Source organism: Fibrobacter sp. UWR4 (assembly GCF_003149045.1).
Taxonomy (GTDB): Bacteria; Fibrobacterota; Fibrobacteria; order Fibrobacterales; family Fibrobacteraceae; genus Fibrobacter.
In genome coordinates, this window is record NZ_QGDU01000007.1 from 82,574 (window position 1) to 106,763 (window position 24,190).

Here is a 24,190-nt window from a genome sequence, read left to right on the forward strand (position 1 = left end):
TTTATTGAACCGTATTACGGTATAATTCGGACAGGCTAGACTTGGCCTGTGAAATGTGGACATCCAGAAGTCCAGCCTGTTTTAGGGCGGCTCGTACTTGCTCTTCCGTGACATTCTGGGGCAGTTCCAATTGGAACGCACCATTATCACTAGCAAGTTCCGATACGCGGCCCTGTTTTAGGACAGTACCTTTATCGATGATTGCAAAGTCCGTTGCCTCCGTTTCCATTTCGGCAAGGATATGGGAGCAGACAATGGCAGTACCGCCTTCCTGCTTACGCCACTGGGCAATCAGATGCCACACAGCCTCACGGGACATAGGATCCAGATTGGCCACAGGTTCATCAAGAATCAGCAATTTGGGACAGGGCGCCAAAGTGCGAAGCAGCTGCACCTTCTGGCGATTGCCAAGAGAAAGAGCAGACATTTTCGTGGATAAATCAGGCAATTCAAGTTTTTGGGCCAGGGTTTCTATACGTTCCTTGGAATTGCATTTCTTTTTGTAGGCAGAATCGCCAAAGCCATAAAAGCCCAGAAAGTATTCCACATATTCCTGAATAGAAAGCTTGGGATAAATGCCCGGATTTTCCAGCAGGACGCCGTAACATTCTGGATTTAGAAAGCCATTCTTAGCCCTATAGGCATCGGCAATCTGAACAGTTCCACGAAAGCATGAGAAACGACCACAAAGCAATCGTAGCATGGTTGTTTTCCCAGCGCCATTGGGGCCAAGCAAGGCATAGAAACTTCCCTGAGGAATCTTTAGGGACACCTCAGAAAGCGCCCATTTGCTGACGCCCGGATAGCGAAAGGAAACTTTATCAAGCTTGATTGCTGTCATGATTCTGAATATAGAAATTGCGCTGAGGAATTTCAGCGCAGTTAATATAACGAAATCAGATCAACCCACACAAGAGTGATTTGAATGTTTTTTAGTCCTTCAGGCAACGGATTGCAAATGCCATAAGCCTGTTAAATTCAGCCTCATCACCTTCAAAACCGGTAAAATCAGTCCAGGCGATAAGATCATATTTTTCAGATTTATCCTCATCAAGGAAGAGAGCAGCGTGCGTTTTTTCATCAGCATTCTCTGAAGAAGTCCAATAATCAACCAAACTTTCTGGATCTTCACTTAATGAAGAGTTAAAGATTGCCCCGCAATAATCTTCAGAGGCATTTCCGTCAACATCTAAATAGCCAAATCCAGCCGGCAGCGCACTAAAGCCAAGATAATTGTTTCCTGGAACATGCGCCCAACCCGATGTGTCTTTCAGGAAACTGGATACTTCGATATTTCCACCTAAATCGTATTTAACCTTTTCTGCCACTGATACAAGTTCTTCCATTTCTTCCAAGGAAGGTAAATGCCATCCGGAGGGGCAAGCGGTTTGGGCAGACTTCCAAGGATAAAGGCGACCACGGCTATCGCAGGATGTCATATCAGCACAATTGCAGAGACTCTTTCCGTCGGCTGTTTCAAATTTTAAATTGTCAGCCATCCAAGTCTGCTTCCCGATTTTAACGGTCCTGTAGACATTTCCATCACGATCATCTTTCAATTCACCATAGGAACCAGAATAGGCTGCGACAGAGCTGGAACTGGATTCAGGTTCATCGTCCTCATAAGAGGGCCAAGACATAGGCTCATGGCTCCCTGTTCCCTTGATACAACGAACAGCGACATTCCATGGGACCTCTATTGATAAGGCTTCTACTCGAGCTTCTTTTCCTTGAATTACGAAAAAATCATTGCCGAAGTAATCTGTGAATCCAGTGGTTCCAGCCCAAAAATAGAGTTCGTCATATTTATCATTGGATGGATTAGCACCAAAGCCAAATGCATCAATACCATTTTTATCATTAGGCCAACCAGAAGTTGACTTGAGCATGTAACCCGCAATATCACTAGAGACGAAATCATCAGAATAGTCAACACCACTAACATAGGCTGATAATTGGCTCCATTCATCGTAAGTAGGCAGATGCCACCCCTCGGGGCATATTCCCTGAACAGGCTGTTTTACAGGACAGGGACTCCACATGCCATAATCCCACCCCCAAATAAGGCTATCCAAATAGCAGTGGGTGACTTCCGCATCCATCACTTCTTCGTATTCATAAAATTCTTTATTGTTGTATTTGAGATTTTCAGCCATCCAAGTCTGTTCGCCAATTTCAACAGTCTTGTAAATCTGACCATCGCGAGGATCTGTCATGGATCCAAAGATTCCCGCATAAGTATTCTCGGCAACATTCACTTTGTAATCAAGGCCATGCCTTCCCTCACCCTGGATACAACGAACCACCTTCTCATTCCATTGTCTTCTGGTATCCACAAATTCCGCATAACCGTTTTGACCGGTCACGCACAAAACCTTGAAGGATCCATCAGCATTTTGTTCCGTAGAATAGAGGCAAGTTTCTTCTTTCCCAATAGGTCTATAGGAGGGCTTAACATTGAAGCCATATTTATCTGTACCATTGGCCACACCACTCCAACCAGATGCAGATTTTAACGCATCACCAGCGACTTTAGAGCCACCAACATAATCCACAAGGGTCTGCAATTCTTTGACAGAAGGAACATGCCAACCATTAGGACAAACGCTTTGTGAAGGCATTGCCAACGGGCAACTAGACAAATGTATTCCGTTAACAGTAATGCCGCGATCGGTTTCGCCACAACCGGTATTCACTGAATCTGCAATTTCGGCCCAGGAATAATCAAAACGAATCTGTGAATTATACTGTTCACAGGTTAAAGGATACGCGCTCCACTGTCCACAATCAGCTAATTCTACATCATCATGACCATAAGTCAAATTTTCAGCCATCCAGACTTGATTACCAATTTTCACAATCTTATAGACATGACCATCGCGGGAGTCTGTAAATTCGCCAGTCAGTCCAGAGGCATCAAAGCGCACGGTATCAGGGGCAGTGGAGATCGAAGATGAACTTTCAGCCAATCCGTTATCAGCGCTGGACAACGCATCTATACCAGAAGGATTACCATCAGGCCCCACAGGGCTGTTCTTTGAAGAAGAATCGTCAGAGCATGCGGATAGAATTGCCAGCATGGACATTGCACCGAGTAAACAGAATTTCTTCATGGGAACCTCCTACCCCTAAAAACGTATGTTCTTAATATAAATAAAAAAACAGAAAAGGCCCGACAAAAAAAAGTCCGGCAATTTTACTGCCGAACGTTTTTTTAATTATGAATTATAATGTATGAGATTTATAATCGCGGCGAAGCCGCCTAGCTAAGTCTCATAATTAATAATTCATACTTCATAATTACGCTTAATTTTGCTACGCAAAATTAAGCGTAAAGCGGGTGCTTCTTGCAGAGGTCGATGATTTCCTGACGGATAGCCTTCAGGCCTTCTTCGTTGTCCTTGTTCTGGATGCAACGGTCGATAATCTGAGCTACCAGGCGGGAATCGTTTTCATCGAAGCCGCGGGTAGTGATGGCTGCGGTGCCAAGACGTACGCCGGACGGATCCATGGGCTTGCGGGTGTCGAACGGAATGGTGGAACGGCTGCAGGAGATGCCAACCTTTTCCATGGCAACTTCAGCATCCTTACCACCGATACCCTTGGAAGTCATGTCCACAACCATGAGGTGGTTGTCGGTACCGTCGGAAATGATCTTGTAGCCAAGCTTCATCAGTTCGTCGGCCATAGCCTTAGCGTTCTTGATGATGTTCTGGGCATAAGCCTGGAATTCTGGCTGGAGAGCTTCGAGGAATGCAACTGCCTTACCGGCGTTGATGTGGTCATGGGGACCACCCTGCATACCCGGGAACAGACCTGCGTCGATTGCCTTGGGCAGGGAGACTTCCTTTTCTTCCCCCTTGACGATCTTCTTGATCATCTTGTCCTTGCACATGATGATTGCAGAACGGGGACCGCGGAGAGTCTTATGGGTGGTGGTGGTGACGATATCGAAGTAAGGAACCGGAGATTCGATAGCCTTACCAGCGATGAGGCCAGCAACGTGAGAAATGTCAGCCATGGTGAGAGCGCCAACTTCGTCGGCGATTTCCTTGAACTTCTTCCAGTCCAGGTTGCGGCTGTAAGCGGAGAAGCCAGCGAGGATCAAGCGGGGCTTTTCCTTAAGAGCGATTTCACGGACCTTGTCCATGTCGATACGGCCGGTTTCCTTATCCACTTCGTACTGTACGAAGTTGTAGAGCATACCGGAGAAGTTCACCGGATGGCCGTGAGAAAGGTGTCCACCGTGGTCCAGCTTGAGGCCGAGAACCTTGTCACCCGGCTTGAGGACGCCCATGTAGACAGCAGCGTTTGCCGGAGAACCGGAAAGGGGCTGGATGTTAGCGTGTTCGCAACCAAAGAGCTGCTTGCAACGTTCGATGGCCAGAGCTTCCATCTTATCGATCACTTCGTTACCACCATAGTAACGCTTGCCAACGTAACCTTCACTGTACTTGTTGGTGAGCACAGAGCCCATGGCTTCCATAACAGCCTTGGAGGTGTAGTTTTCGGAGGCGATCAATTCGATGCCATATTCCTGACGTTCGGCTTCTTCCTGAATGATGTCAAAGATGGCCGGATCGGTCTGTTGCAGAGTAGATTTAAGCATTAGTAGCTCCTTTGAGTTTACAAGCGTAAAAATAGCAAAAAATTTTATTCAGCGAAGTAAGCCTTTGCCTTGGCAACGACTTCTTCCACCTTGACCATGGAGAATTCCTTTTCGTTACGGAACTTCCATTCCACTTCGCCGTTGGCAAGACCCTTCTTGCCGATAGCGATACGGACCGGGGAACCCCACAGGTCAGCATCCTTGAACTTAACGCCCGGACGTTCGTCACGGTCATCCACAAGAACGTCGATGCCATTAGCTTCCAGTTCTGCTTCGAACTTTTCAGCCAGTTCGACCAGTTCCGGTTCCTTGCCGATGGGAACAATTTCCACCTGGAAGGGAGCGATGGACTTGGGCCAGATGGGGCCGAAGTCGTCGTGGCTGTTTTCAACAACGGAAGCCATCAAGCGGCCAATACCGATACCATAGCAACCCATGATGGCAGGAGCGGAAGTCTTTTCGGCAGTGAGGTACTTGGCACCCATGGATTCAGAGAACTTGGTGCCCAGCTTGAAGATGTTACCCAGTTCGATACCGCGGGTTTCGGAAAGTTCTTCACCGCAGTTGGGGCACTTGCAGCCGCCCTGAGCTTCGGCGATGTCGGCCACTTCGAATGCCGGGAAGTCGCGCTTCGGGGTACAGTGCATCAGATGGTAGTTTTCTTCGTTTGCACCCATCACGAGATCGCAAGCGTCAGCCAGAGCCTCATCCACGATGATGCGGGTGTCGTGGGCGCCGATGGGGCTAGCAAAGCCCGGCACCATACCGCAGGACTTGATGAGAGCATCGTCTGCCGGGTAAAGTTCCTTGGCCTTCAGCAGGTTGTGGAGCTTGATTTCGGAAACGTCCAGGTTGCCCGGAACCATGACGGTAATGAGCTTGCCTTCGAAATCGAAGAATACGCACTTGGCGGTGGACTTTGGGTCGATCTTCAAGAATGCGCTCAGTTCCTCGATAGACGGGCAGTGAGGAGTTTCAACCTTTTCGGGCATTGCATTTGCATCGCCCTTGTAGGTTTCCCGGGTAAACTTTGCAATTTCACGGTTGGCCTGGTAGCCGCACTTCTTACAGAGGATCAGGTAGTCTTCGCCGTTGGGAGTATCCAGCATGAATTCGTGGGCGACCTTACCGCCCATGATGCCGGTATCGCTCTGCACCACCACCGGTTCAATACCCACGCGACGGTAAATACGGAGGTATGCATCATATTCTTCCTGGTAATGCTTGTCCAGGTCTTCCTGAGAAGAATGGAAGCTGTAAGCGTCCTTCATCAAAAATTCGCGAACGCGGATCAGACCGCCGCGAGCACGGGCTTCGTCACGGTACTTGGTCTTGAACTGGTACAGCATGAAGGGCAGCTGCTTGTAGCTGTTCAGGACGTAGCGGGCCATATCGGTCATGGCTTCTTCGTGAGTCATGGCCAGAACCATCTTGTGGTTGTTGCGGTCGTTAAAGCGGAGGAGTTCTTCGCCGATAGCCTGGTAACGGCCAGATTCGCTCCAAAGGTCAGCAGTCTGAACCACCGGAAGGTCCACTTCGATACCGCCGATCTTGTTCATTTCTTCACGGACGATGTTAGTGATCTTCTGGATCACGCGGTAGCCGATAGGCATCATGGAGTAGATACCGGTAGAGAGAGGCTTAATGTAGCCGCCACGCATCAGGAAGATGTGGCTGGGCATGGTAGCGTCGCTGGGCGTTTCGCGGAGCGTGACGTAGAAGTACTTAGAGAGTTTCATAACGATCCTTTAAATCCAGACGGATTGTAAGACAAATTTTTCGGGCTAAAAGGTAGCAATTTTTTGTATTTTTCAACTATGCAATTCGTAGATAACCTCCGCGCAAAACCTTTTGTTCAGAAAATCGAGAAATTTTTCCCGGCAATAGCCTTTTTGGGAGGTTTTAGCTGGGACTCTATTACCCTTGGTCAAAGTATTGATGGATTGGACATCCTTTTCCTGGCCGCCTATTACCTGGGTGCCTTGATTATCACCATCCTCCTTTCCGCTCATAATGCGGCAACGATGGACGAAGACGTCCCAACGAAGCATGGCTTACTAAACCGCGAATGGAGCGAGTCCTGGAAACAAAAATTCTCCTGGGCAATTCAATTCTGCTTCGGCAGCATGTTCAGCGCCCTGGTAGTCTGCTATTTCAAGAGCAGTGGATCTTTTACCACATTCATCCTAGTGGTCCTTCTGGCGGTTCTTCTGGTCTGTAACGAATTTTTGCAGAAGCGCTACGAAAGTTTCGCCATTAGCTTGGCTCAGTTCTGCCTGTTGGGAACCATGTTCCTGAACTTCGCCATTCCCCACCTAGTCAACCGAATTGGATTTATCTGGTTCTTTATTAGCACGCTGCTTTCTTTTGGCGTTTGCACCTTGGTATGGAAAATCTCAAAGTACCGTTTCTACGTACTGATTGCCCCGGCAGTAATCTGCATTTTATTGATCATTTCCTACATGGCAAACCTGGTTCCCCCTGTTCCTCTTGTGATGAAGGAACAGGCCGCCTGTAAGAACCTTGATGTCAAGACATACATCTGCGAACAGGACGCCCCCTCATTCTGGCAAAAAGTCGGACTTGTAGCCCCCAGTGTCCATAAGGGCGATGATTCCATGATTTACTTTGTGTCTTCCGTCTACGCCCCCACGGATCTAAAGGCAGAAATTGAATATCGCTGGTACTATGCAGACCCTCGTACAGGAAAGTTCAAACTTGTAGATAAAATAAGTTCAGAACGTATGGTCCTCCAGGGCGGTCGCGATGAAGGATACCGTAGTTATTCCCGCAAGAAGAACGCCCCTCCGGGAAAATATCGCGTAGAAACAGCCTACCGTAATGGAGCCGTGATTGGATCCATGACATTCGATATCTTTGCCGGGGAATCCGAAACAGGTATCGTTCAGGACACAATCCAGTAATAAAATTTCTTGACGGTCTTATTAAAATTCTACATTTAAGGCATGAAGAAAATTAAGACCGCTACTCTCCAAGGCAAATGGACTGGTGATACCAAGTCCAACAATGAATGGTACAAGGCCGAAGCTTTGAAGCTGAAGGGCCAGGGAATCGATATTCTCGTTCTCCCGGAAATGTTCCACACGCCCTACTTCCCGTTTGAAGAAAACGCAGACTTCTTTGACATGGCCATCGAAAAGGACGACGTCATCGTGAAGGAATGGCAAGACATCGCTCGCGAATTAGGCGCCGTAGTGGTTTTCCCCTTCTTTGAAAAGCGCGCCCGCGGAATCTACCACAATTCCGCCTTTGTCTTTGAACGTGACGGAAGCATCGCAGGTCTCTATCGCAAGAGCCACATTCCCGACGACCCCGCCTTCTATGAGAAGTATTACTTCATCCCCGGCGACACCGGTTTTGAACCCATCAAGACTTCCGCAGGAAAGATCGGCGTTCTGATTTGCTGGGACCAGTGGTTCCCGGAAGCGGCCCGCATTATGAGCCTGAAGGGAGCAGACCTTCTGATCTACCCCACCGCAATCGGCTGGATGAAATCTGAACCTGCAGAACTTTACCCCCGTCAACAGGATAGCTGGACCACCGTCATGCGGGGCCACGCCATCGCAAACCGCACCTTCGTTCTCTCCGCCAACCGCATCGGTACCGAAGGGGAGCTGACCTTCTGGGGCACAAGCTTTGTGGCTGCTCCGGATGGCTACCTCATCAAGAAATGCGACACCGATTTTTTGGGTGCATCCATTGTGGAAATCGACCTGGGTGAAACCGAATTCAATCGTCGCTGGTGGCCCCATTTCCGCGACCGCCGCGTTGACCTGTACGGCGACATCTTGAAAATCTGGTGCGAGGATTAAAAGGGGCAAGGGGCTTGGTTCTAGGGACTAGGGCTTTTTAGAGGCTAGAGACTAGGTTCTAGGGGCTAGGGCAGATGGATGCAAGTGTTTTCTTTTTAGAGAATATTTCGTCTTTATATCTCAGGCAGAACCATCCCGACACCCTAATCTCTAGATTCTAATTTCTAGTCTCTAATTTTCACCCTCTAATTTCTACCCTCTAATTTTTTTCTGAGTAATCATTTATGGCAACATCTATTCGTTATCCCGCAGAATGGGAAGAACAGGAAGCCACTTGGCTGGCTTTTCCCCACAATAAGAAGAACTGGTACGGCGAACGTGGTGAAAACATTCGCAAGTTCTACATCAACCTCATCCGCACCATCAGCGAATTCCAGCCGGTGAACGTCCTGGTTCCTAGCAAGAACTTTCTGACCTTCGAAGAAAAGTTCGCCATTGCAGACCGTCCCTTCCCGGTGAGCGTCATCTTCATTAAGACCAACGACATCTGGATCCGTGACTACGGTCCTTTCTTCATGAAGAAGGGCGACAAGACTGTCATTTCCCAGACCCAGTTCAACGCCTGGGGCGCCAAGTTCCCTCCCTGGAATCACGACGACAAGATTCCCGAAACCATCGCGGAAGCCTTCGGCTACAAAATGGACAAGAGCGTTCCCTACATCTTTGAGGGCGGCGCCATCGAAGTCAACGGCAATGGTCTGGGCATTACCACTCTGGACTGCCTCATCGGCAAGAACCGTAACGCAGACAAGGATCTTTCCAAGGTCATCAAGTCTATCTGCAACGCATTCGGCCTCAAATCCTTGCTGGTCCTCCCCCACGGTCTCCACGGAGACCACACCGACGGCCATATCGATAACGTCGCCCGTTTCGTTGCCAAGGATCGTGTGGTCATGTGCTGGGAAGATTCCAAGAAGAGTCCCAACACCCCCATCCTCGCCGAAGCAAAGTTCCTCATCGAAGAATTCATGAAGGCTCACTACGGCAAGAAGGCCAAGGTGGACACCTTGCCTCTCCCGCCCCAGCGTGTTCTTGACGACGGCCAGATTCTCCCGGCCAGCTACATGAACTACATCCACGCCAACGGCGCTCTTATCTTCCCCAAGTACAAGAGCCCGAAGGATGCAATCGCCCAGAAGTACTTCGAAAGCGTGTTCCCCAAGCTGAAGGTCATCGGCATTGACTGCCGTACCGTCATCGAGGAAGGCGGCAGCTTGCACTGCATGAGCAAGCACGAAAGCAAATAAAGCTTAGGCGATATTATTCCCCATAATAGCTACCGTTGACACAGGCGGTAGCTAATTTTTTAATGAACGGATTTTCCGATTCCATATAATCCAACGGATTCAGCTTGACTTGCTCCAGAACAAGACGAGAAACATGCTCAAAGAAAGTTTCCTCCTTGGCAATTACTTCCTGTTCAAAATAATCATGAAGATTTTTCATGGCATCGAAAACATGGTGGCAATGCACTTCTAAATCCTGAATAGTACGAACATCCCTTATATGGGCGCTAAAGGATGTTTGTTCAACTTGAATCGAGTAAGGCATACGGGAAAAAATCATTTGCATCGTCTTTTTTTCAATTAACTCACAGAACTTTTTCAAGTTTTTCATGAGGTTTTCATCCATATACCATCTTATCAGAAGGTTTAGCACATTTTGACAAGTTCGGTTTGGAACTTCATAGGAATAATGACTTGTCCCTAAATGCACAAAAGAATAAACCGGCTTCTTGAAGTCAAACTTTTCAGGGGCATTCCAGAACTCCAGTTTTTTTCTCCAGTCAGAGGAGTTTATTAGAGGGTAAAGAATTTTCACATACTCGCCCACAGAATATTTCGCCAAATAGTGCTGGAATTCCAGACAAAAAGTTCGGTCAGATTCTTCCTCAGTCTCATTCTTGAACATCACCGCATTCAAGTGTTCAACAAAGTAGAAGTGATCCAGGTTGTCGTTCAAGGTTCTTGCAAGGTTATAAAATTTCCTATCATTTTCCATGCAAAAAGGTTCTTTCAACAAGGACTTGTCCAGAGGATCAAACACATCTGTCAGGCGAACTTCCATATCAAAGCGAACCAGAAAATGGACAAGGTCATCTCCAGGTCGTTTATCTCTCGTAAAGTTCAACACCTTTACGGAATCTTCAAGAATTTGAGCTTCTTGAGGAAACAAACCATCAAACAGCGGTTCAATTTGAAAATAGGGACTCCCCGGCTTCATCATCCTTGCAATACAACGTTTCGCAGATTCCTTGTCCGGGAAAAGGCTACCGTAACTTTGAATGGCAAAAACATTCTTCCTTAAAATGACCGGTCTGCCATCCAGGAACTCATTGAGGCCTTCACATTTTCGACACGCCAGACTTTCGCAAACTTTTTGATAACTGTCGGATGCAAAAAAGCCTGTGGTTTCAAAGACCAGAGGGGGAAAATTGAAGATATTAGGATTGGCATCCACCAGATCCATATAATGTTCAAAAGTGCCAAGAAAAAGGGTTCCATCGGATTTTTCTAAAAAACGAATGGGAGCAGAACAGTTTCGTTCTCGGTTTTTGTACCCCTGATTTTTAAAGACATTGTATTTAAATGAAACTCTAGCCATTATAACCTCTATACTTCAAGCAAAAGCCCACTGACGATTTGACAGGCGTACTTTTTCAGCACAGGGATTTCGCTTTCTGTATATATTATCGGATCCAGCCTCATGGTTTTTAAAATTTTATTTCCGAGATGTTCAATGGGTGTACATTTCCTTACATTCCATACTTCTCTTTTTAAATAATGCAAAGCCGATTGCAAACCATTTTTCAACAATTGCATTCGGTCGACAAAATTTTTCTTTTCCTGAACGAAGGAGGAATCCTTTTCGTTTGGAGTTAAGGAAGGGTGATGAAAGCAAACGTGCAGATTCCTGGATGCAGCATTGAAATTTTTCTTTGTAAGCAAACATTCATTGATCTTTACGATCCTAGCATCAAGTTCACTCACCAACTCCATCAGCCGTTCCTCTAACAACAAAGAATTCATTGTCAGCGACATATCCACCCTTAAATAGAAATCACTTTCATTGCCAACAGAAGTCCTGTAAACCAGTCGGTCCTTACTGTAAGCAAATCCATAATTTTCAAGCTGAGAAAAGAAATCAAATTTTGATTTCCATATTGAATCATTGCATTCCTTTTGAACAATCCTGAAATACTCAACAAAGGATCCCTTTTTGAAGTATTCCTTAAACTCATGCATAAATGCATTTTCAGAATCTTCTATACAGCGATTTTTCATTTTCAAGCAATCTTTGTCGGTAATGTACAGTTTCCCCGGATGTTCCAGCACTGTCTTCAGATATGAATAAAATTTGATGTTTGACGGAACTGGCGTTGGAGTAAGAAATAATTCGGGACGAACACTCTGGATTCTATTTTTCAACTGAATGATTAAATCAAAATGGATATCAAAGCAAACTTTCTGTCTTGATGTCACGTCAATATCAATTTTATAATTCGATATTCCACATGTTTTTTCCTTTATTTCACAGCTTACAAAATCAGGTTGATCACAATCATCAAAAAATTCAAGTATTTCAATAAACGGACTATGATTCTGAACCATCATTTGCGCAATTTGACGCGCTGTTGCTTCGGACGGGAAAACATCTCTATAGGACTGTACTTTAAAAGAACATTTTTCTATTAAGTAAGGCTTTCCATTTAAAAAATCCAGTATTTCGGGACAAGGCTGATTTAGGATTTTTTTCAACGATTCAGATAAAGATGTCGATTTAAGAAAACCTTCTATTTGAAAAAACAAGCGTGTAAAATTATTTGGTTTTGGATATTCCTCAATAACAGCGCTCGCTCGAGGTTCTTTTTCAACTATACCAAATTTTTCAAAAGCATTGAATTTAATGACTTTTCTGAACATAAAAATAAACCTCCGATTTATTTATCGGAGACTACATGCCATTTTGTCAAATAAATCCTTAATTATTTATTATGGTCAAGTCCAACTAAGACGTTTTTAGCGGCGGAATCCACGACGATCAGCAGGTCTATTGGTGGCATAATAGGCCTTCTTGCTTTCGTACATATTATCGTCTAGAGTCTTAATAAATTCATCGATGGTGTGTCCCTGCAAATCCAGCAAGCCCTGACCGTAAGAAACGGAAAGTTTATAGGGCGCCTTGGAAGACGAATTGAACTTTTCAAGATTACGATTCAAGGAGTTAATGCAAGAATCCACCACGGACTGTTCACGAGTATTCAGCAGGATGATAAATTCGTCACCGGCATAACGAATAGCAACACCTGAATTGCCTACAGAAATCTGCAGGATTTTTGCCATGTTCACCAGAGCGTCATCGCCTACGGAATGTCCAAAATTATCATTGATTTTCTTGAAGGAATTCATATCCAGCATCATCCCTGTCACAGCCATCTTACGAAGATTCAGGAAAGCCTTCAGATGGAAATCCAGATAGACGCGGTTGTAAAGGCCTGTCAGGCGATCCCTGAAAATCAACTCATTCTGCAAGCTGGAGAAAACACCTGCCATGGAAACTGCAAGGCTTGCAGAAATCAGGGACAACCCAAAGAACATTGTCTGTACGGCAGTACCAATCATCAGAGGAATCAAATACATCCAGATGGGGAAATACTTCAACACCCCACTCTTTTTTCGGCACAGGAAGTACAGGACGATACTGTCCAGCGTCATCCCATAATCAATGACCGTATAGACCCAATATCCCCAAAGTCTCTGATAGACATTATTGGAATCGAAAGTGTAGATAAACGGGCTGAAAGCATTGATCACAATTCCGGCGGAACCAAGCACCAGGAGTGCGATTAACACATTCAAATGCGTTCTTGAAATTCCTCCGCAAGAATGTTTTGTCAGGAAGAATAACCAGAGGAACGCGCAGAACATGTTGGAAGTATAAAGCCAGGCATTTCCCAGTCTATTGACGTATTCAGGAAGATCCCCCAGGAGACCGTCGCTGGTGAAAACACAGGGATCCACCAGACAGTTCAGCAGAGTAAGAACCAGCAACACAAGAATTGCCACATTCTCGGAATTACGGGACTGGACGCGCCACAAGTTACCCGCCAGGATGACGGCAGTCAAAACAGCACCAAGGCCGTTTGCGACATAAATACTTGTGAGCGAAAAATCCATTTTTCAAATTTCCTGACAATAAGATAATAATTATCCGTCTTTTACTTAGCTTCCAACAATTTCTGGACGCTCTGGGCGAACTTTTCCAGACTGGGGTCGCGGGCACCCATCAGGAGGATGGTGTCACCAGGCTGTGCAGCCTTGACCATTGCAGCAGCGCATTCGTCTCGATTTTCAATATAGACCGCATCGGAGCCAAGGGCAACCAAGTCGTTGGCCAGGTCACCTGCAGAAATGTCACGGACCACGGTACCGCCAGCGTAGTAGATTTCGCTGAAGTACATGGAATCGGCGGCGCAGTTTTCCGCGGTTTGTTCGCCAGAGGCCGCATTGCCAGAGGAAACTGCCGCGGACTTATCGCAGGTAGAATCCGCGGCGGCTTGGGTAACGCCAGGGTTGCGCAACGCCTTATTGATGAATTCCACCAGGTCGTTGCGCAGGAAACGTGTGGGACCAAATCCGTGAGGCTGGAACCAGGCAAGTACGCGACCCGCAGTAAAACTCTGGGCGCTCTTGATGCTGGCAGAAATCTTTGCAGGATTATGGGCGAAGTCATCCACCAGAGTCACGCCATTGAAGGTTCCAAGAATCTGATGACGGCGGAACACTCCCGGGAAAGTGCTAAGGGCGTCGGCGCAGGTGCGGAGGGAAACGCCGGCCTGGAGCGCCGCTGCGGTTGCAGCCAGGGCATTTTCCATATTGTGGCGGCCCGGCAGCGGCACCGTAAACTTCACCAGTTCATTATTGTGGCGGCAGCGGAAAATGATGGACGGGCCTTCGGTGCGGAAGTCAATGCCCTGGACGCCCACATAGCTTTCGGTACCGAAATCGTTATGACGATCCTGGCTGAAAGGCTTTGCCAGCGGGTGGGCATCGTTCACAATCAAAGTCTTGCCGTTATTCAAAATGTTGCTGCGGAACTTGCCGAAAATTTCCTGCAGTTCACTCATTTCCTTGTGGTCCTTGTCCACATTCAGGATGAGGCCGACCTCAGGTTCGTAGCGGACCAGAGTTCCATCGCTCTCGTCCGCTTCTACCACCAGCCATTCGCCGGAACCGCTGACAGCGTTACCGATTTTGCCTTCCTTCTGCAGGTTCACAAGGCCAGCGCCAGTCATTACAGAAGGCTGCAATCCGGCGTACTGCAAAATGTGGTAAATCATAGCGGTGACAGTAGATTTTCCACTGGTGCCGCTAACCGCAATGGTCTTAGCTTCCTTGGAAATCTTAGCCAGCATTTCGCTGCGGTGCATTACAGGAACTCCAAGTTCCTTGGCACGCTTCAAATCCGGATTGGTATCTTCGATAGCGGTGCTTACAACAACTGCAGACAAGTCGGCGGAAATACCGGAGCCGTCCTGGGCGAAGCACTTGATGCCACATTCCTCCAGCTGTTCCATCACACGGGGCTTCTCGCAGTTGCCTGCCAGGAATTCACCAAACTGACGGTCGGATCCACGAACTTCAACACCGCGGCCAGACAAGTACTGGGCAATGGCACTCATGCCAACACCAGCAACACCAATAAAAAAGTAAGAATACATAGTCACTTAGAGACTAGGTTCTAGGGGCTAGAGACTAGAGTTTTCACACTTACAATCCCTAGCCTCTAATTTCTAGTTTCTAGTCTCTCTCCATTATAGCAAATTAGGATCAATTGTGGGTTCGTAACCGGGTTCCACGAAGTCTTCCTTGGCGACGCCCTTCTTGCGGGCGGCCTTCATCTGCTTGATGAGCTTACGTTCGGCAGCCTTGGCCTTACGGGCGGCGGCACGTTCCTTACGTTCTGCCAGGCGTTCGGCACGAGTCTTACGTTCCTTGTAAGGGCAGGCTTCTTCAGGAAGCAAAGCAAGGACTTCATCGCTTTCATATTCATCAATGAAATCCGGTTCGCCTTCAAAGCGCATTTCCGGATCGAAATCGCGGAAGCCTTCTTCTTCATCAAAGACAGGAGCGTCAGCAGGGCATTCCTTCTTCAAAAGTTTCAGAACTTGATCGAAAGGTTTTTCCAGAGGGACCTTGAACTTCATCTTCTTGCCAGTGGTAGGATGAATCAGTTCAATTTTTACCGCCTGCAATAACTGGGCAGGAGCGATTTCCAGAACCTTTTCAGCCACTTCGCGGAGAAGAGGCGGTACACGGTTCAAACATCCGTCGCGACCATCATACAGCGGATCGCCAACAACGGGATGGCCCATATAGCGGCTATGGACACGAATCTGGTGAGTACGACCGGATTCCAGCTGCAATTCCAGAAGTGTTGCAAAAGCAAAGAACTTCTTGGCAACAAAATGGGTGCGGCTTTCCTTACCGCCATCCACCACAGCCATCTTCAGACGGTTCTTGGGATTACGCCCGATGGGAGCGTCAACGGTTCCTTCAAGATCACGAGGGCTACCCCACACCAAGGCGTTATAAGTGCGGTGCAGAGTGCGGGTTTCCAGCTGATGAGCCAGGTGACGGTGGGCGTTATCGTTCTTTGCAACCACCATAAGACCCGGGGTATCCTTGTCCAAGCGATGGACAATACCCGGACGGAGAGCGCCGTTAATCGTGGAAAGATTTTCCTTGAAATGGTACAGGAGGCCGTTGGCCAGAGTTCCATCCTTCACACCAGCGCCAGGATGAACCACCAAGTTGCGGGGCTTGTTAATCACCACAATGTCGTCATCTTCGTAGACGATATCCAGGGGAATTTCCTGAGGTTCCAAAGTGGAGGCTTCCTTTTCGGGAATTTCGCCACAGACCACCACCATTCCCGTTTCCACACGGAAGTTCTTGGGAGTGGCAACCCCACCCACCTTCACTTCGCCTGCAGCAATCATCTTCTGCACATCCGTACGGGAAACATTCTCCAGAACGCCGGTCAAAAATTTATCGATGCGTTCGCCACTCTTCTTTTCGTCTACGAGATAATTCATACGAGGCTAAAGATAGCAAAAGTCAAGAGTCGCAAAAATTACAGCAAAAATTTTTCGACGTAAAGCTTTACCATTTCAGGTTTTATTGGGCTTTTGCTGGTCTCCATTGTACAAATAAAATTCACCCCGATGGTAAAACCATGTTTCTGGTACGAGTCCATCTTTTTTACCATGCCAACTGCATAATCAGGATTATCCATCATTCCAAAATGCTCCCAGACAATTTCCTTTCGCGTCCTTACATTTAGGCATATAAAATCAGGATGGACACGAACAGAACCTAGCATTTTGGGACATTCATACCTGAAGGGAATATTCATCCTGATTAAAGTCTCCGCAATAATCAGTTCCGATTTAGACCGAACGCACCGACCATCAGACGTCTTGAAGAAAGGGGTTCCTTCATCAAGCGTCAAACCATCAAAAGGAATAGAACTCCAACACCTAGCGTATAATTCATCATCTAGAATCGCGGGAATTACAAGGTCTCCGCGAAACAGTCCATTCCACACACCTTCAATGACATTGGATTGATACCGACGATTAAAATCATCCAGTATAGCCAACTGCATTTTCGCAACCTTTAAAACCTTTTGATCATATCCCTTTTGCGCCAAGGCCTTGATCAACTCCATATTCTCCATCGGGATATATGTTCCATTTGTATTTTCATCTGTCACGTGATAATAGTGGGGTTTCTGGCTTTTCCTCTGCATTGAAATTCTGAGTCTTCCCTCGGGAGCGTTTCTCAACGCGGCAACCTTCTCGTTGATTAAACACGTTAGCTCCTCCATGCGGGATTTCACCTGCGCCGGGATTTTATCTTTTGAAATCAGCTCCTGGGGGATGAGAATTTCGTTCTTCTTCACCTTGAAAATTCTTTTCATGGAAACTCCTTGCTTACATAGTTTTTTGCGTCACTTATATAAACGTTGGAAACCACTCATTTGTACAAATTATGTCTAAAATTTTACCAAAAAATCATTCTTGCATCGTCTTTCGGGAAAAAAGGACCATTTGGATTAAAATCAACTTTTAGTCCTTCAACGTCAAGCCAAAGAAAGGACTATTTCTCGAAAATTCAAAGTTTAGTCCTTTGCGCCACCGAGGACAAAGGACCATTTTGAGTTATTTGAGCATTTAGTCCTTTAGGCAGACAATAAACAAAGGACTAAACCAGCAAATCGCAAAGTTTAGTCCTCTTTTGTCCGATCTTAAAGTTTTTCGCTAGTTGATAGCCTTCGCTTCCTTCTTCGCCTTCTCCTCTTCCTTGATTTGCTTATGCAGTTTCTTCAGGATGAAAGGAGACAGAAGGACAAAGGCCACGCCCACCGTCACAAAGGAATCCGCCACATTGAAGGTGGGGAAACGAGTCATGATAAAATCGGGCAAGTCGCAGTCGATAAAGTCCACCACCATCTGGAGGCGCATGCGGTCAATAAAGTTACCTATGGCGCCTCCGATAATCATGACAATACCAAGACGGCTCAGGTAGTCTCGCTTATCGATGGACTTGTAGAACCAGAACAGCACTACAGCCGCCACAATGGAGATGAGCAGGAAGAACAACCAAGGCGGCAGGAAGGGCATCAAATCCTGGGGACGGCTACTGAAGGCTGCTCCCTTATTGAACACCAACTGAAAACGGATGAACTCGCCCACCACATTGATTATGTCATGATTGGGAGCACCAGTTTCGTTGGAGAATCGAGCCAAAGCCCACAGCTTTGTCAGCTGATCGGAAACGATGCTGAAAATAATGACTGCAATATGAAACGGGAGCTTGTTATAGAACTTCATTAGGACTTAACCTCTGCATAGGTCTTGTTGATCCACTTGTCGCTGTAGAAATGCTTCATGGTGGACGTCACGATTCGCTTCACGGTATCGCGGGTAATTTTCACTTTCTTGTCGCTTGCGAAAATCGAAGAACCATCACCAATCAGCTTCATGTTCTCGGCAGCCATGAACAGCGGCCACAGGCAGAAGAGACGGGTGCGCATCTTGATATTGGGAATAAGCTTGGTATAGGCGATGGCGTCATCCAGATGACTCCAGGCCTTCTGGACCAGTTCACCCATGACGGCCGCGCGACGTTTCTCGAAGTCGGCACGATCATCCGCAGCCATTCCTGCGATTACGTTTGCATCGACGAACATATCATAGGAGTGAGCGAATCCGTGCCTGCGGCAGATTACCTCGGGCACAAAGCAAACACGACGTTCGGAGTCCTCGCGGCAGTCCTTCACGATGTTTGCAACCTGCAGGGCAAGACCGAAACTGACGTCCAGTTTCTGCATTTCAGCCTTACGGGCCTCGTTGATAAAGCAGGTGTCAGCAGCAAACAGATGCGTGAGCAGCTTACCTACGATACCAGCCACATAGTAGCAGTACTCGTCCAGGTCGCCTATGGATTCAAGCGTGAACCATCCGGAACTAAGGGCCGCCTCCTGGCGCTTGGCAAACTTCGCCATGCCGCCGCACATCTCGATAGTCACGTCACGGACCGGAGCCGCATACACCTCCGGCAGTTCCTTCAACAGCGGGACCACCACATGGGTATGAAGGCACAAATCAAAGTACGGTTCTGTCGCACGGGCACGCCAACTTTCTGGCAGGGACGATTCAAATTCCTCTACAGCCTCGTCCTTCAGTTCCGCGGTCTTAAAAATGCTTGCGAATTTATCCAGCAGCACTTCCTTTTCAGAAGCGCTCATATCCGGATCGTCTTCCACCGTATCCGCAATTCGCAAATACAGATACGCCAGGAGGATGCTCTTATGGAGCTTGCCCTTCAGGACGTTAATATTCAACGCAAAAGTGCGGGAAACCTGCAGCAAGATTTCTTCCGCATAGTTCCAGGCCTTCTTTCCGGAAAGTACGGCCTCGCCCATTCCAGCCTGTTCCAAAATATTAGCCATACATGGTCTCCGCATAGACGTCAGGTGGAATCTTCTTGGTTTTGGACATGAGATGAACCAGCTTCCACAACCGCCCCTTCGCCTCGGCTTCTTTCAGTTTCCTGGTAAAGCTCCAGATGGTTCGATTCTGCACATCCGATTCGCTACGGAAGTTGCCCTTGATTTCACTTTCGTATCGAACTCTGCGATATTCCAGGAAATAGGCAGACTGGAACATGTTAGCGGTACTCTTCCGTGCAATCTTGCAAAGAATCACGCCCACCAGCAGGAATACCGGAGAAACGGCAAAACCATAGAACCATTCCATTTCGGTCCAGTTGTAAACGACCCATATTGCAGGCAACGCAGAAACAGCGGACATGATCAGAGTGAAAATCAGGTCAAACAACTTGTAAAAGGCGCGCACACGAGGAACATAAGCCCACTTTTTGCCCTTTTTCACAAGTTTTTTCATGTACAGGGGATAAGACACCCTATGGAACCAGAAATACAGACCCACCCAGAAAAGGACGGGAATCCAAAACCAATACGTCAAAGTATCCAAAATATCCATAACGAGGCCAAATATAGAAATCGGATGATGTTGATTCGGGAATCCAGGCGCTCGTAAGGGACTAAAAGGTGCTCAAATTAGTAACTTCTTTTGTATCAACGAGTTACGAGAGCCTATCAGTGTAAAAAAATTGTTTTTTTTCACCTTCAGGGGCCGAACTTATCAACAATTTACTCAACTTTTACTACATTTGTAGACCTATTGTTGATAGATTTGAATTCAGCGACTTGCTGAACTAGGAAGAGGAAGAAGCCATGTCCGTCGAATGGGAAAGATGTTTGAATTATCTCCGTGGAATGCTGTCTGATACAGTCTATAAGACCTATTTTGCCCAGACCAAGCTCTCTAGCCAGACCACAGGCCACGCCGTAATTTCCATTCCCAACGGCCTGGACGCAGGTGTCTACAACGCCTACAAGGCTCTGATCGGACTGGCATGGAAGGAAGTGAGCCACGAAGAAGGTGCCATGGAATTCGATTTCCAGCAGCAGGAGGCCGTTGTCCAGCAGTCCCCTTCCCAGAACACCTTCAAGGATTTTGTGAAGCCCAGCGTCCCCCTTTCCGGCAGTTTCCGTTTCGAAAACTTCGTGCCTGGCGACAAGGCCCAGCTGGCATTCAACGCAGCTCTTGCAGTAGCCCGCAATCCCGACGGAACCCAGTACAATCCTCTGTTCATCTACGGTTCCTCCGGTCTTGGCAAGACCCACCTGCTGCAGGCTATCGGCAACTACATCCTGGAAGAAGATCCCACCAAGCGCGTGTGCTATCTGACTTCCGAAGACTTTTCCCAGCAGTACATGAAGTGCCTGCGCGAACAGCGCATCACCGAAATGAGCGACTTCTACCGTAACGAAGTGGACATCCTGCTGGTGGACGACATTCAGAACTGGACCGGCAAGAACGAAACCCAGAATGAATTCTTCCTGATCTTTAACGCACTCCATCAGGCAGGCAAGCAGATCGTGCTTACTTCCGACGCCCCTGCAGCAGAAGTGAAGAATCTTTCCGACCGTCTGGTGAGCCGTTTCGCATGGGGCCTGACCGTCGACATTCAGCCCCCTGACGTAGAAACCCGCGAAGCAATTCTCCACAAGAAGGCTGAAGAACGTCACCTGGAAATCAGCGACGAAATCCTTCACTATCTTGCAGAAAATATCGCAAGCAACGTCCGTTGTCTGGAAAGCGCCATCATCAAGCTGACTCTTCAGTCCAGCCTGATGAATCACGACATCGACATGAACATCGCCCAGAAGGTGGTTGCAGAAATCGCTCCTACCCTCCGTCGCCGCGTAAGTCTCGACGCCGTTCTCCACGCCGTTTCCAAGCATTACGAAGTTCCCGAAGCAAAACTCATCGAAACAGGCCGCGGCACCAAGGAAATTTCCAAGGCTCGCCAGGTTGCCATGTACCTCATGCGCGAATGCTCCCCCATCAGCCTCCAGAGCATCGGCTCCCGTTTTGGCGGCAAGGACCACTCTACAGTGGTTCACGCCATCAAGAGCATCAAGAAGGAAATGGAAACAGACCCGAGCTTTGCACGCCTGATTGAAAGCTTGAAGAATTCCATTCACGACTAACATCAAGTTTCCCGGTCGTGACCATCATGACCGGGTCTATTCAAGACGAAAAAAAAGCAGGTATCAACCTGCTTTCTTTATTTACTACTTCTTTTTCTTGGACTTTTTGTCTTTCTTGGACTTTTTGTCTTTCTTCGACTTTTTGTCCTTCTTCTTGTTTTTCTTATTCTTTGCAGGCGCCTCCTCAGCAGCCTTTTCTACCTCGGGAGTTTCTCCTGCAGGAGCAGCTGCCGCAGGGGCACTTGTCTTTTCCTGTTCAAGGATTTCCGCTTCGGCCTTTGCAGCTTCTTCTTCGGCCTGCTTTGCGGCAAGTTCAGCCTTCATGGCGGCCTCACGGGCCTTGGCCGCATTTGCACGAATCTTTTCAGCCTTTTCCTTCATTTCCTTGATCTTGCCTTCCTTAACGGCGGCAATAGCGGCGGAATCACCCTTTGTGGCAGCGGAATCCAGCTTAGCAATGGAATCCCTGACAGAAGCAGGAATCAGGGAATCTGCGGGAAGTTCCGGGCAAAGAATATCTACACCACCCTTGGTGCCATCCCAGCATTCCATCTTGCCATTAAACTTACCCATCTTGTAGGAGCCCCACTGGGTCTTACGGATACGTTCAGTATAGCAGACGGTTTCACCGGGCATCCACTGGTAGCAGGAATCCTTAATAGCCCAGAAAGTAAAGAGGCCATTGGGAAGACCATTGTGGTACACGCCACCAAAGTCCCCAAAGTCAACAAAGCCTTCCAGCTGGTTGGCATTGAAGGTGAGGGTTATCTTCTTTTTCTTGAAGGGATTGTTCACCGTCATACGGCCGTGAATACCATCACGCTTCAGAGGGACATCGGCCATCACAAAGCCATTATCGGCAATAATATGTGCGGTACCGTCCTTATAGCCCTGCTTATAAGGAACTTCGAGATGCTTGAAGTAGTAATTCTTGTCGCTACCATCCATAATGCTGGACTTGTAGAAATAAGACAAGCCTTCACGCATGCCATTCTTGTGGTTGGATGTCCAGATCACCTGGCCCCACTTGGCATCCTGCTGCTTCGGGTAGGAGGGATCGTTCAGATAGCCGATTTCTTCACCCTGAAGGCGGCCTTCCTTGTCCACATGACGGAGGTTTTCCTTGTAGCCATTGAAGGAGAAGCCAGTCAATTCCCCGTTATCCAGGCAACGGATATCGCTATAGTCGGTAAAGCGGCCCAGTGCGGAAGGAACCATCTTCTTGGGCATACCGGAGAATGCGAAGTTTTCCGGATGGAGACGATTGTCTACAGGCGCGTTGGGACGTTCATGGATATTGAAGAAACAGTCGATATCGTCGGCCTTTTCGGCATGCTTTTCGTAGTATTCACCGAAAGGAGTAGCCATCCAGCCATCACCATCGAAACTTGTGGCAATGGAACCTTCCATTCTATGGCCTACACCGAAATCTCTCAAAGTAGCAGTTGCAGCCTGAACATAGTCAATACACTGCTTCATTGCCATTTCGTTCTTGCAGGATTCTCCGGAGCAGTCAGTCACGCGTGGCTTGGGAATGCTATAAACCTTGGTCACCTGTCTCGGTTCGCCAGCCTTTTCGCTCACACGGTAGCAGCCGCAAACGTTAACGTCCTTCTTGTCGGCACCAATACGGGCGCGTTCAGAGGGCACAATGTTAGAAGGTTGTTCCAGCCAGCAGTCGAAATATTCCGACGGGGCCTCCCCTGCAGCAAAAATGCTGGAAGAAGCAGTCAGAGCAAAGGCGCATGCAATTTTCAGAAATTCAAATTTCATACAGCGAATTTAGATATTAATAGGCCAACAGTCTATTTAATTTATCTTTACGAAGCCTTAACGGGCCTCCTGAATCACTTCCAGAACCAACTTTTCCACCATGGCCTCGCTAGGAGCGCCACTCCAGACCTGCTTGATATAGCCATTTTGGTCCAAAAGCATCAAAGTGGGAACAGCACGAATCCCATAACGGCGCCACAAATCCTGGGAAGCATCCCTATAAAGGGGGTATGGAGAGGCATGCTGACCATAGAAAGCGTTCAAGGTTTTCAAATCTTCATTGGAAATTCCAATAATTTCCAGTCCATCCTTGGCATGCTTGTTATAAACGCTTGCAAGGACCGGCAGGGTCTTACGGCAAGGGCCGCACCAGGTCGCCCAGAAGTCCAGAAGGGTGGCCTTAGGCTTTTCCTGACGTTTATTGCCATTCTGGTAGAAATTCTCTCCAAATTTGGCAATTTTGCTGCCAATCGCGGAACCAGTCAAGTTGCTGATATCATCGGGGCGGTCCGTAAGCTTCACCTTCAAGTTGAGTTTCTTATCCCCACGAACCACATCAACCTTAATCACTTGGCCCGCCTTCCCCTTGGAAACGGCTTCCTGAACCTGGGAAATGTCCGTCAGGACCTTCCCCTGGATACCAACCACCAGGTCATCCGCCACAACACCTGCAGTAAAGCAACCGGATTCCGGATGAACACCAATAATCCGAAGTGCAAGATGGTTCTCGTGAGTCACCCGCTTAAATGTCGCCCCCAGCCAAGGGGTAGCGAAAGCGGAACAAGCAAGAAGCAAAAGCAATACTGAAATTTTTTTCATGTTGAAG

Annotated in this window: 19 protein-coding genes; 4 read left to right on the forward strand and 15 right to left on the reverse strand. The window is 47.7% G+C overall.

Annotated features, from left to right (window positions below):
* Position 1: 1 nt before the first annotated feature.
* The 4 genes from BGX12_RS04315 to BGX12_RS04330 form a co-directional block, all read right to left on the reverse strand.
* Complete coding sequence (locus tag BGX12_RS04315) at positions 2 to 841, reverse strand: ABC transporter ATP-binding protein (RefSeq protein WP_109734858.1); 840 nt, start codon at positions 839 to 841, stop codon at positions 2 to 4.
* 91 nt (positions 842 to 932) lie between these two features.
* A complete protein-coding gene (locus tag BGX12_RS04320) occupies positions 933 to 3,113 on the reverse strand; it encodes an FISUMP domain-containing protein (protein ID WP_109734859.1) in 2,181 nt (726 codons plus the stop codon).
* 212 nt (positions 3,114 to 3,325) lie between these two features.
* Positions 3,326 to 4,609, reverse strand: a complete 1,284-nt coding sequence (gene glyA, locus BGX12_RS04325) for a serine hydroxymethyltransferase (RefSeq protein ID WP_109734860.1) — start codon at positions 4,607 to 4,609, stop codon at positions 3,326 to 3,328.
* Between the two features lie 44 nt (positions 4,610 to 4,653).
* The gene (locus tag BGX12_RS04330) at positions 4,654 to 6,348 is read right to left on the reverse strand and encodes a proline--tRNA ligase (RefSeq protein WP_109734861.1); all 1,695 of its coding nucleotides are present in this window, start codon (positions 6,346 to 6,348) and stop codon (positions 4,654 to 4,656) included.
* Positions 6,349 to 6,426: 78 nt separating this feature from the next.
* Between BGX12_RS04330 and BGX12_RS04335 the strand changes: the two genes are divergently transcribed.
* The 3 genes from BGX12_RS04335 to BGX12_RS04345 all read left to right on the forward strand — a co-directional run bounded on the left by BGX12_RS04335 (position 6,427) and on the right by BGX12_RS04345 (position 9,689).
* Complete coding sequence (locus BGX12_RS04335; RefSeq protein WP_109734862.1) at positions 6,427 to 7,533, forward strand: DUF2914 domain-containing protein; 1,107 nt, start codon at positions 6,427 to 6,429, stop codon at positions 7,531 to 7,533.
* A gap of 42 nt (positions 7,534 to 7,575) precedes the next feature.
* The gene (locus BGX12_RS04340; RefSeq protein ID WP_109734863.1) at positions 7,576 to 8,442 is read left to right on the forward strand and encodes a carbon-nitrogen hydrolase; all 867 of its coding nucleotides are present in this window, start codon (positions 7,576 to 7,578) and stop codon (positions 8,440 to 8,442) included.
* Between the two features lie 224 nt (positions 8,443 to 8,666).
* Positions 8,667 to 9,689, forward strand: coding sequence for an agmatine deiminase family protein (locus BGX12_RS04345; RefSeq protein ID WP_109734864.1), 1,023 nt, complete (start codon positions 8,667 to 8,669; stop codon positions 9,687 to 9,689).
* A gap of 13 nt (positions 9,690 to 9,702) precedes the next feature.
* On the opposite strand, the gene BGX12_RS04350 is transcribed toward BGX12_RS04345, so the two are convergent.
* From BGX12_RS04350 to BGX12_RS04390, 9 genes are all read right to left on the reverse strand, one after another.
* Positions 9,703 to 11,046 carry a hypothetical protein gene (locus BGX12_RS04350; RefSeq protein ID WP_109734865.1) on the reverse strand — a complete coding sequence of 448 codons (1,344 nt, stop codon included), beginning with the start codon at positions 11,044 to 11,046 and terminating at the stop codon, positions 9,703 to 9,705.
* An 8-nt stretch (positions 11,047 to 11,054) separates the two neighbouring features.
* On the reverse strand, positions 11,055 to 12,365 hold the full coding sequence (locus tag BGX12_RS04355; RefSeq protein WP_109734866.1) for a hypothetical protein: 1,311 nt from the start codon (positions 12,363 to 12,365) through the stop codon (positions 11,055 to 11,057).
* A gap of 96 nt (positions 12,366 to 12,461) precedes the next feature.
* The gene (locus tag BGX12_RS16005; protein ID WP_109734867.1) at positions 12,462 to 13,619 is read right to left on the reverse strand and encodes a diguanylate cyclase domain-containing protein; all 1,158 of its coding nucleotides are present in this window, start codon (positions 13,617 to 13,619) and stop codon (positions 12,462 to 12,464) included.
* A 41-nt stretch (positions 13,620 to 13,660) separates the two neighbouring features.
* On the reverse strand, positions 13,661 to 15,163 hold the full coding sequence (gene murC, locus BGX12_RS04365; protein WP_109734868.1) for a UDP-N-acetylmuramate--L-alanine ligase: 1,503 nt from the start codon (positions 15,161 to 15,163) through the stop codon (positions 13,661 to 13,663).
* Between the two features lie 93 nt (positions 15,164 to 15,256).
* Entirely contained in the window at positions 15,257 to 16,540 is a 1,284-nt protein-coding gene (locus tag BGX12_RS04370; protein WP_109734869.1) for an RluA family pseudouridine synthase, read from the reverse strand.
* Between the two features lie 38 nt (positions 16,541 to 16,578).
* Positions 16,579 to 17,427, reverse strand: a complete 849-nt coding sequence (locus BGX12_RS04375; protein ID WP_109734870.1) for a hypothetical protein — start codon at positions 17,425 to 17,427, stop codon at positions 16,579 to 16,581.
* A 340-nt stretch (positions 17,428 to 17,767) separates the two neighbouring features.
* On the reverse strand, positions 17,768 to 18,340 hold the full coding sequence (gene lspA / locus BGX12_RS04380) for a signal peptidase II (protein WP_109734871.1): 573 nt from the start codon (positions 18,338 to 18,340) through the stop codon (positions 17,768 to 17,770).
* Entirely contained in the window at positions 18,340 to 19,461 is a 1,122-nt protein-coding gene (locus BGX12_RS04385; RefSeq protein WP_109734872.1) for a squalene/phytoene synthase family protein, read from the reverse strand. The genes lspA and BGX12_RS04385 overlap by 1 nt, the downstream gene beginning before the upstream one ends.
* Positions 19,454 to 20,014, reverse strand: coding sequence for a hypothetical protein (locus BGX12_RS04390; RefSeq protein WP_109734873.1), 561 nt, complete (start codon positions 20,012 to 20,014; stop codon positions 19,454 to 19,456). The genes BGX12_RS04385 and BGX12_RS04390 overlap by 8 nt, the downstream gene beginning before the upstream one ends.
* A gap of 254 nt (positions 20,015 to 20,268) precedes the next feature.
* Between BGX12_RS04390 and dnaA the strand changes: the two genes are divergently transcribed.
* The gene (gene dnaA, locus BGX12_RS04395; RefSeq protein ID WP_109734874.1) at positions 20,269 to 21,591 is read left to right on the forward strand and encodes a chromosomal replication initiator protein DnaA; all 1,323 of its coding nucleotides are present in this window, start codon (positions 20,269 to 20,271) and stop codon (positions 21,589 to 21,591) included.
* Positions 21,592 to 21,675: 84 nt separating this feature from the next.
* Here dnaA and BGX12_RS04400 read toward each other — a convergent pair whose 3' ends face one another.
* Complete coding sequence (locus BGX12_RS04400; RefSeq protein ID WP_109734875.1) at positions 21,676 to 23,364, reverse strand: hypothetical protein; 1,689 nt, start codon at positions 23,362 to 23,364, stop codon at positions 21,676 to 21,678.
* Between the two features lie 57 nt (positions 23,365 to 23,421).
* Positions 23,422 to 24,183 carry a thioredoxin-like domain-containing protein gene (locus BGX12_RS04405; protein WP_109734894.1) on the reverse strand — a complete coding sequence of 254 codons (762 nt, stop codon included), beginning with the start codon at positions 24,181 to 24,183 and terminating at the stop codon, positions 23,422 to 23,424.
* Positions 24,184 to 24,190 lie beyond the last annotated feature (7 nt).

Coding starts and splice junctions, on each gene's coding strand:
- BGX12_RS04315 (WP_109734858.1), bottom strand. CDS start 841: ATGACAGCAATCAAGCTTGATAAAGTTTCCTTTCGCTATCCGGGCGTC.
- BGX12_RS04320 (WP_109734859.1), bottom strand. CDS start 3,113: ATGAAGAAATTCTGTTTACTCGGTGCAATGTCCATGCTGGCAATTCTA.
- glyA (WP_109734860.1), bottom strand. CDS start 4,609: ATGCTTAAATCTACTCTGCAACAGACCGATCCGGCCATCTTTGACATC.
- BGX12_RS04330 (WP_109734861.1), bottom strand. CDS start 6,348: ATGAAACTCTCTAAGTACTTCTACGTCACGCTCCGCGAAACGCCCAGC.
- BGX12_RS04335 (WP_109734862.1), top strand. CDS start 6,427: ATGCAATTCGTAGATAACCTCCGCGCAAAACCTTTTGTTCAGAAAATC.
- BGX12_RS04340 (WP_109734863.1), top strand. CDS start 7,576: ATGAAGAAAATTAAGACCGCTACTCTCCAAGGCAAATGGACTGGTGAT.
- BGX12_RS04345 (WP_109734864.1), top strand. CDS start 8,667: ATGGCAACATCTATTCGTTATCCCGCAGAATGGGAAGAACAGGAAGCC.
- BGX12_RS04350 (WP_109734865.1), bottom strand. CDS start 11,046: ATGGCTAGAGTTTCATTTAAATACAATGTCTTTAAAAATCAGGGGTAC.
- BGX12_RS04355 (WP_109734866.1), bottom strand. CDS start 12,365: ATGTTCAGAAAAGTCATTAAATTCAATGCTTTTGAAAAATTTGGTATA.
- BGX12_RS16005 (WP_109734867.1), bottom strand. CDS start 13,619: ATGGATTTTTCGCTCACAAGTATTTATGTCGCAAACGGCCTTGGTGCT.
- murC (WP_109734868.1), bottom strand. CDS start 15,163: ATGTATTCTTACTTTTTTATTGGTGTTGCTGGTGTTGGCATGAGTGCC.
- BGX12_RS04370 (WP_109734869.1), bottom strand. CDS start 16,540: ATGAATTATCTCGTAGACGAAAAGAAGAGTGGCGAACGCATCGATAAA.
- BGX12_RS04375 (WP_109734870.1), bottom strand. CDS start 17,427: ATGAAAAGAATTTTCAAGGTGAAGAAGAACGAAATTCTCATCCCCCAG.
- lspA (WP_109734871.1), bottom strand. CDS start 18,340: ATGAAGTTCTATAACAAGCTCCCGTTTCATATTGCAGTCATTATTTTC.
- BGX12_RS04385 (WP_109734872.1), bottom strand. CDS start 19,461: ATGGCTAATATTTTGGAACAGGCTGGAATGGGCGAGGCCGTACTTTCC.
- BGX12_RS04390 (WP_109734873.1), bottom strand. CDS start 20,014: ATGGATATTTTGGATACTTTGACGTATTGGTTTTGGATTCCCGTCCTT.
- dnaA (WP_109734874.1), top strand. CDS start 20,269: ATGTCCGTCGAATGGGAAAGATGTTTGAATTATCTCCGTGGAATGCTG.
- BGX12_RS04400 (WP_109734875.1), bottom strand. CDS start 23,364: ATGAAATTTGAATTTCTGAAAATTGCATGCGCCTTTGCTCTGACTGCT.
- BGX12_RS04405 (WP_109734894.1), bottom strand. CDS start 24,183: ATGAAAAAAATTTCAGTATTGCTTTTGCTTCTTGCTTGTTCCGCTTTC.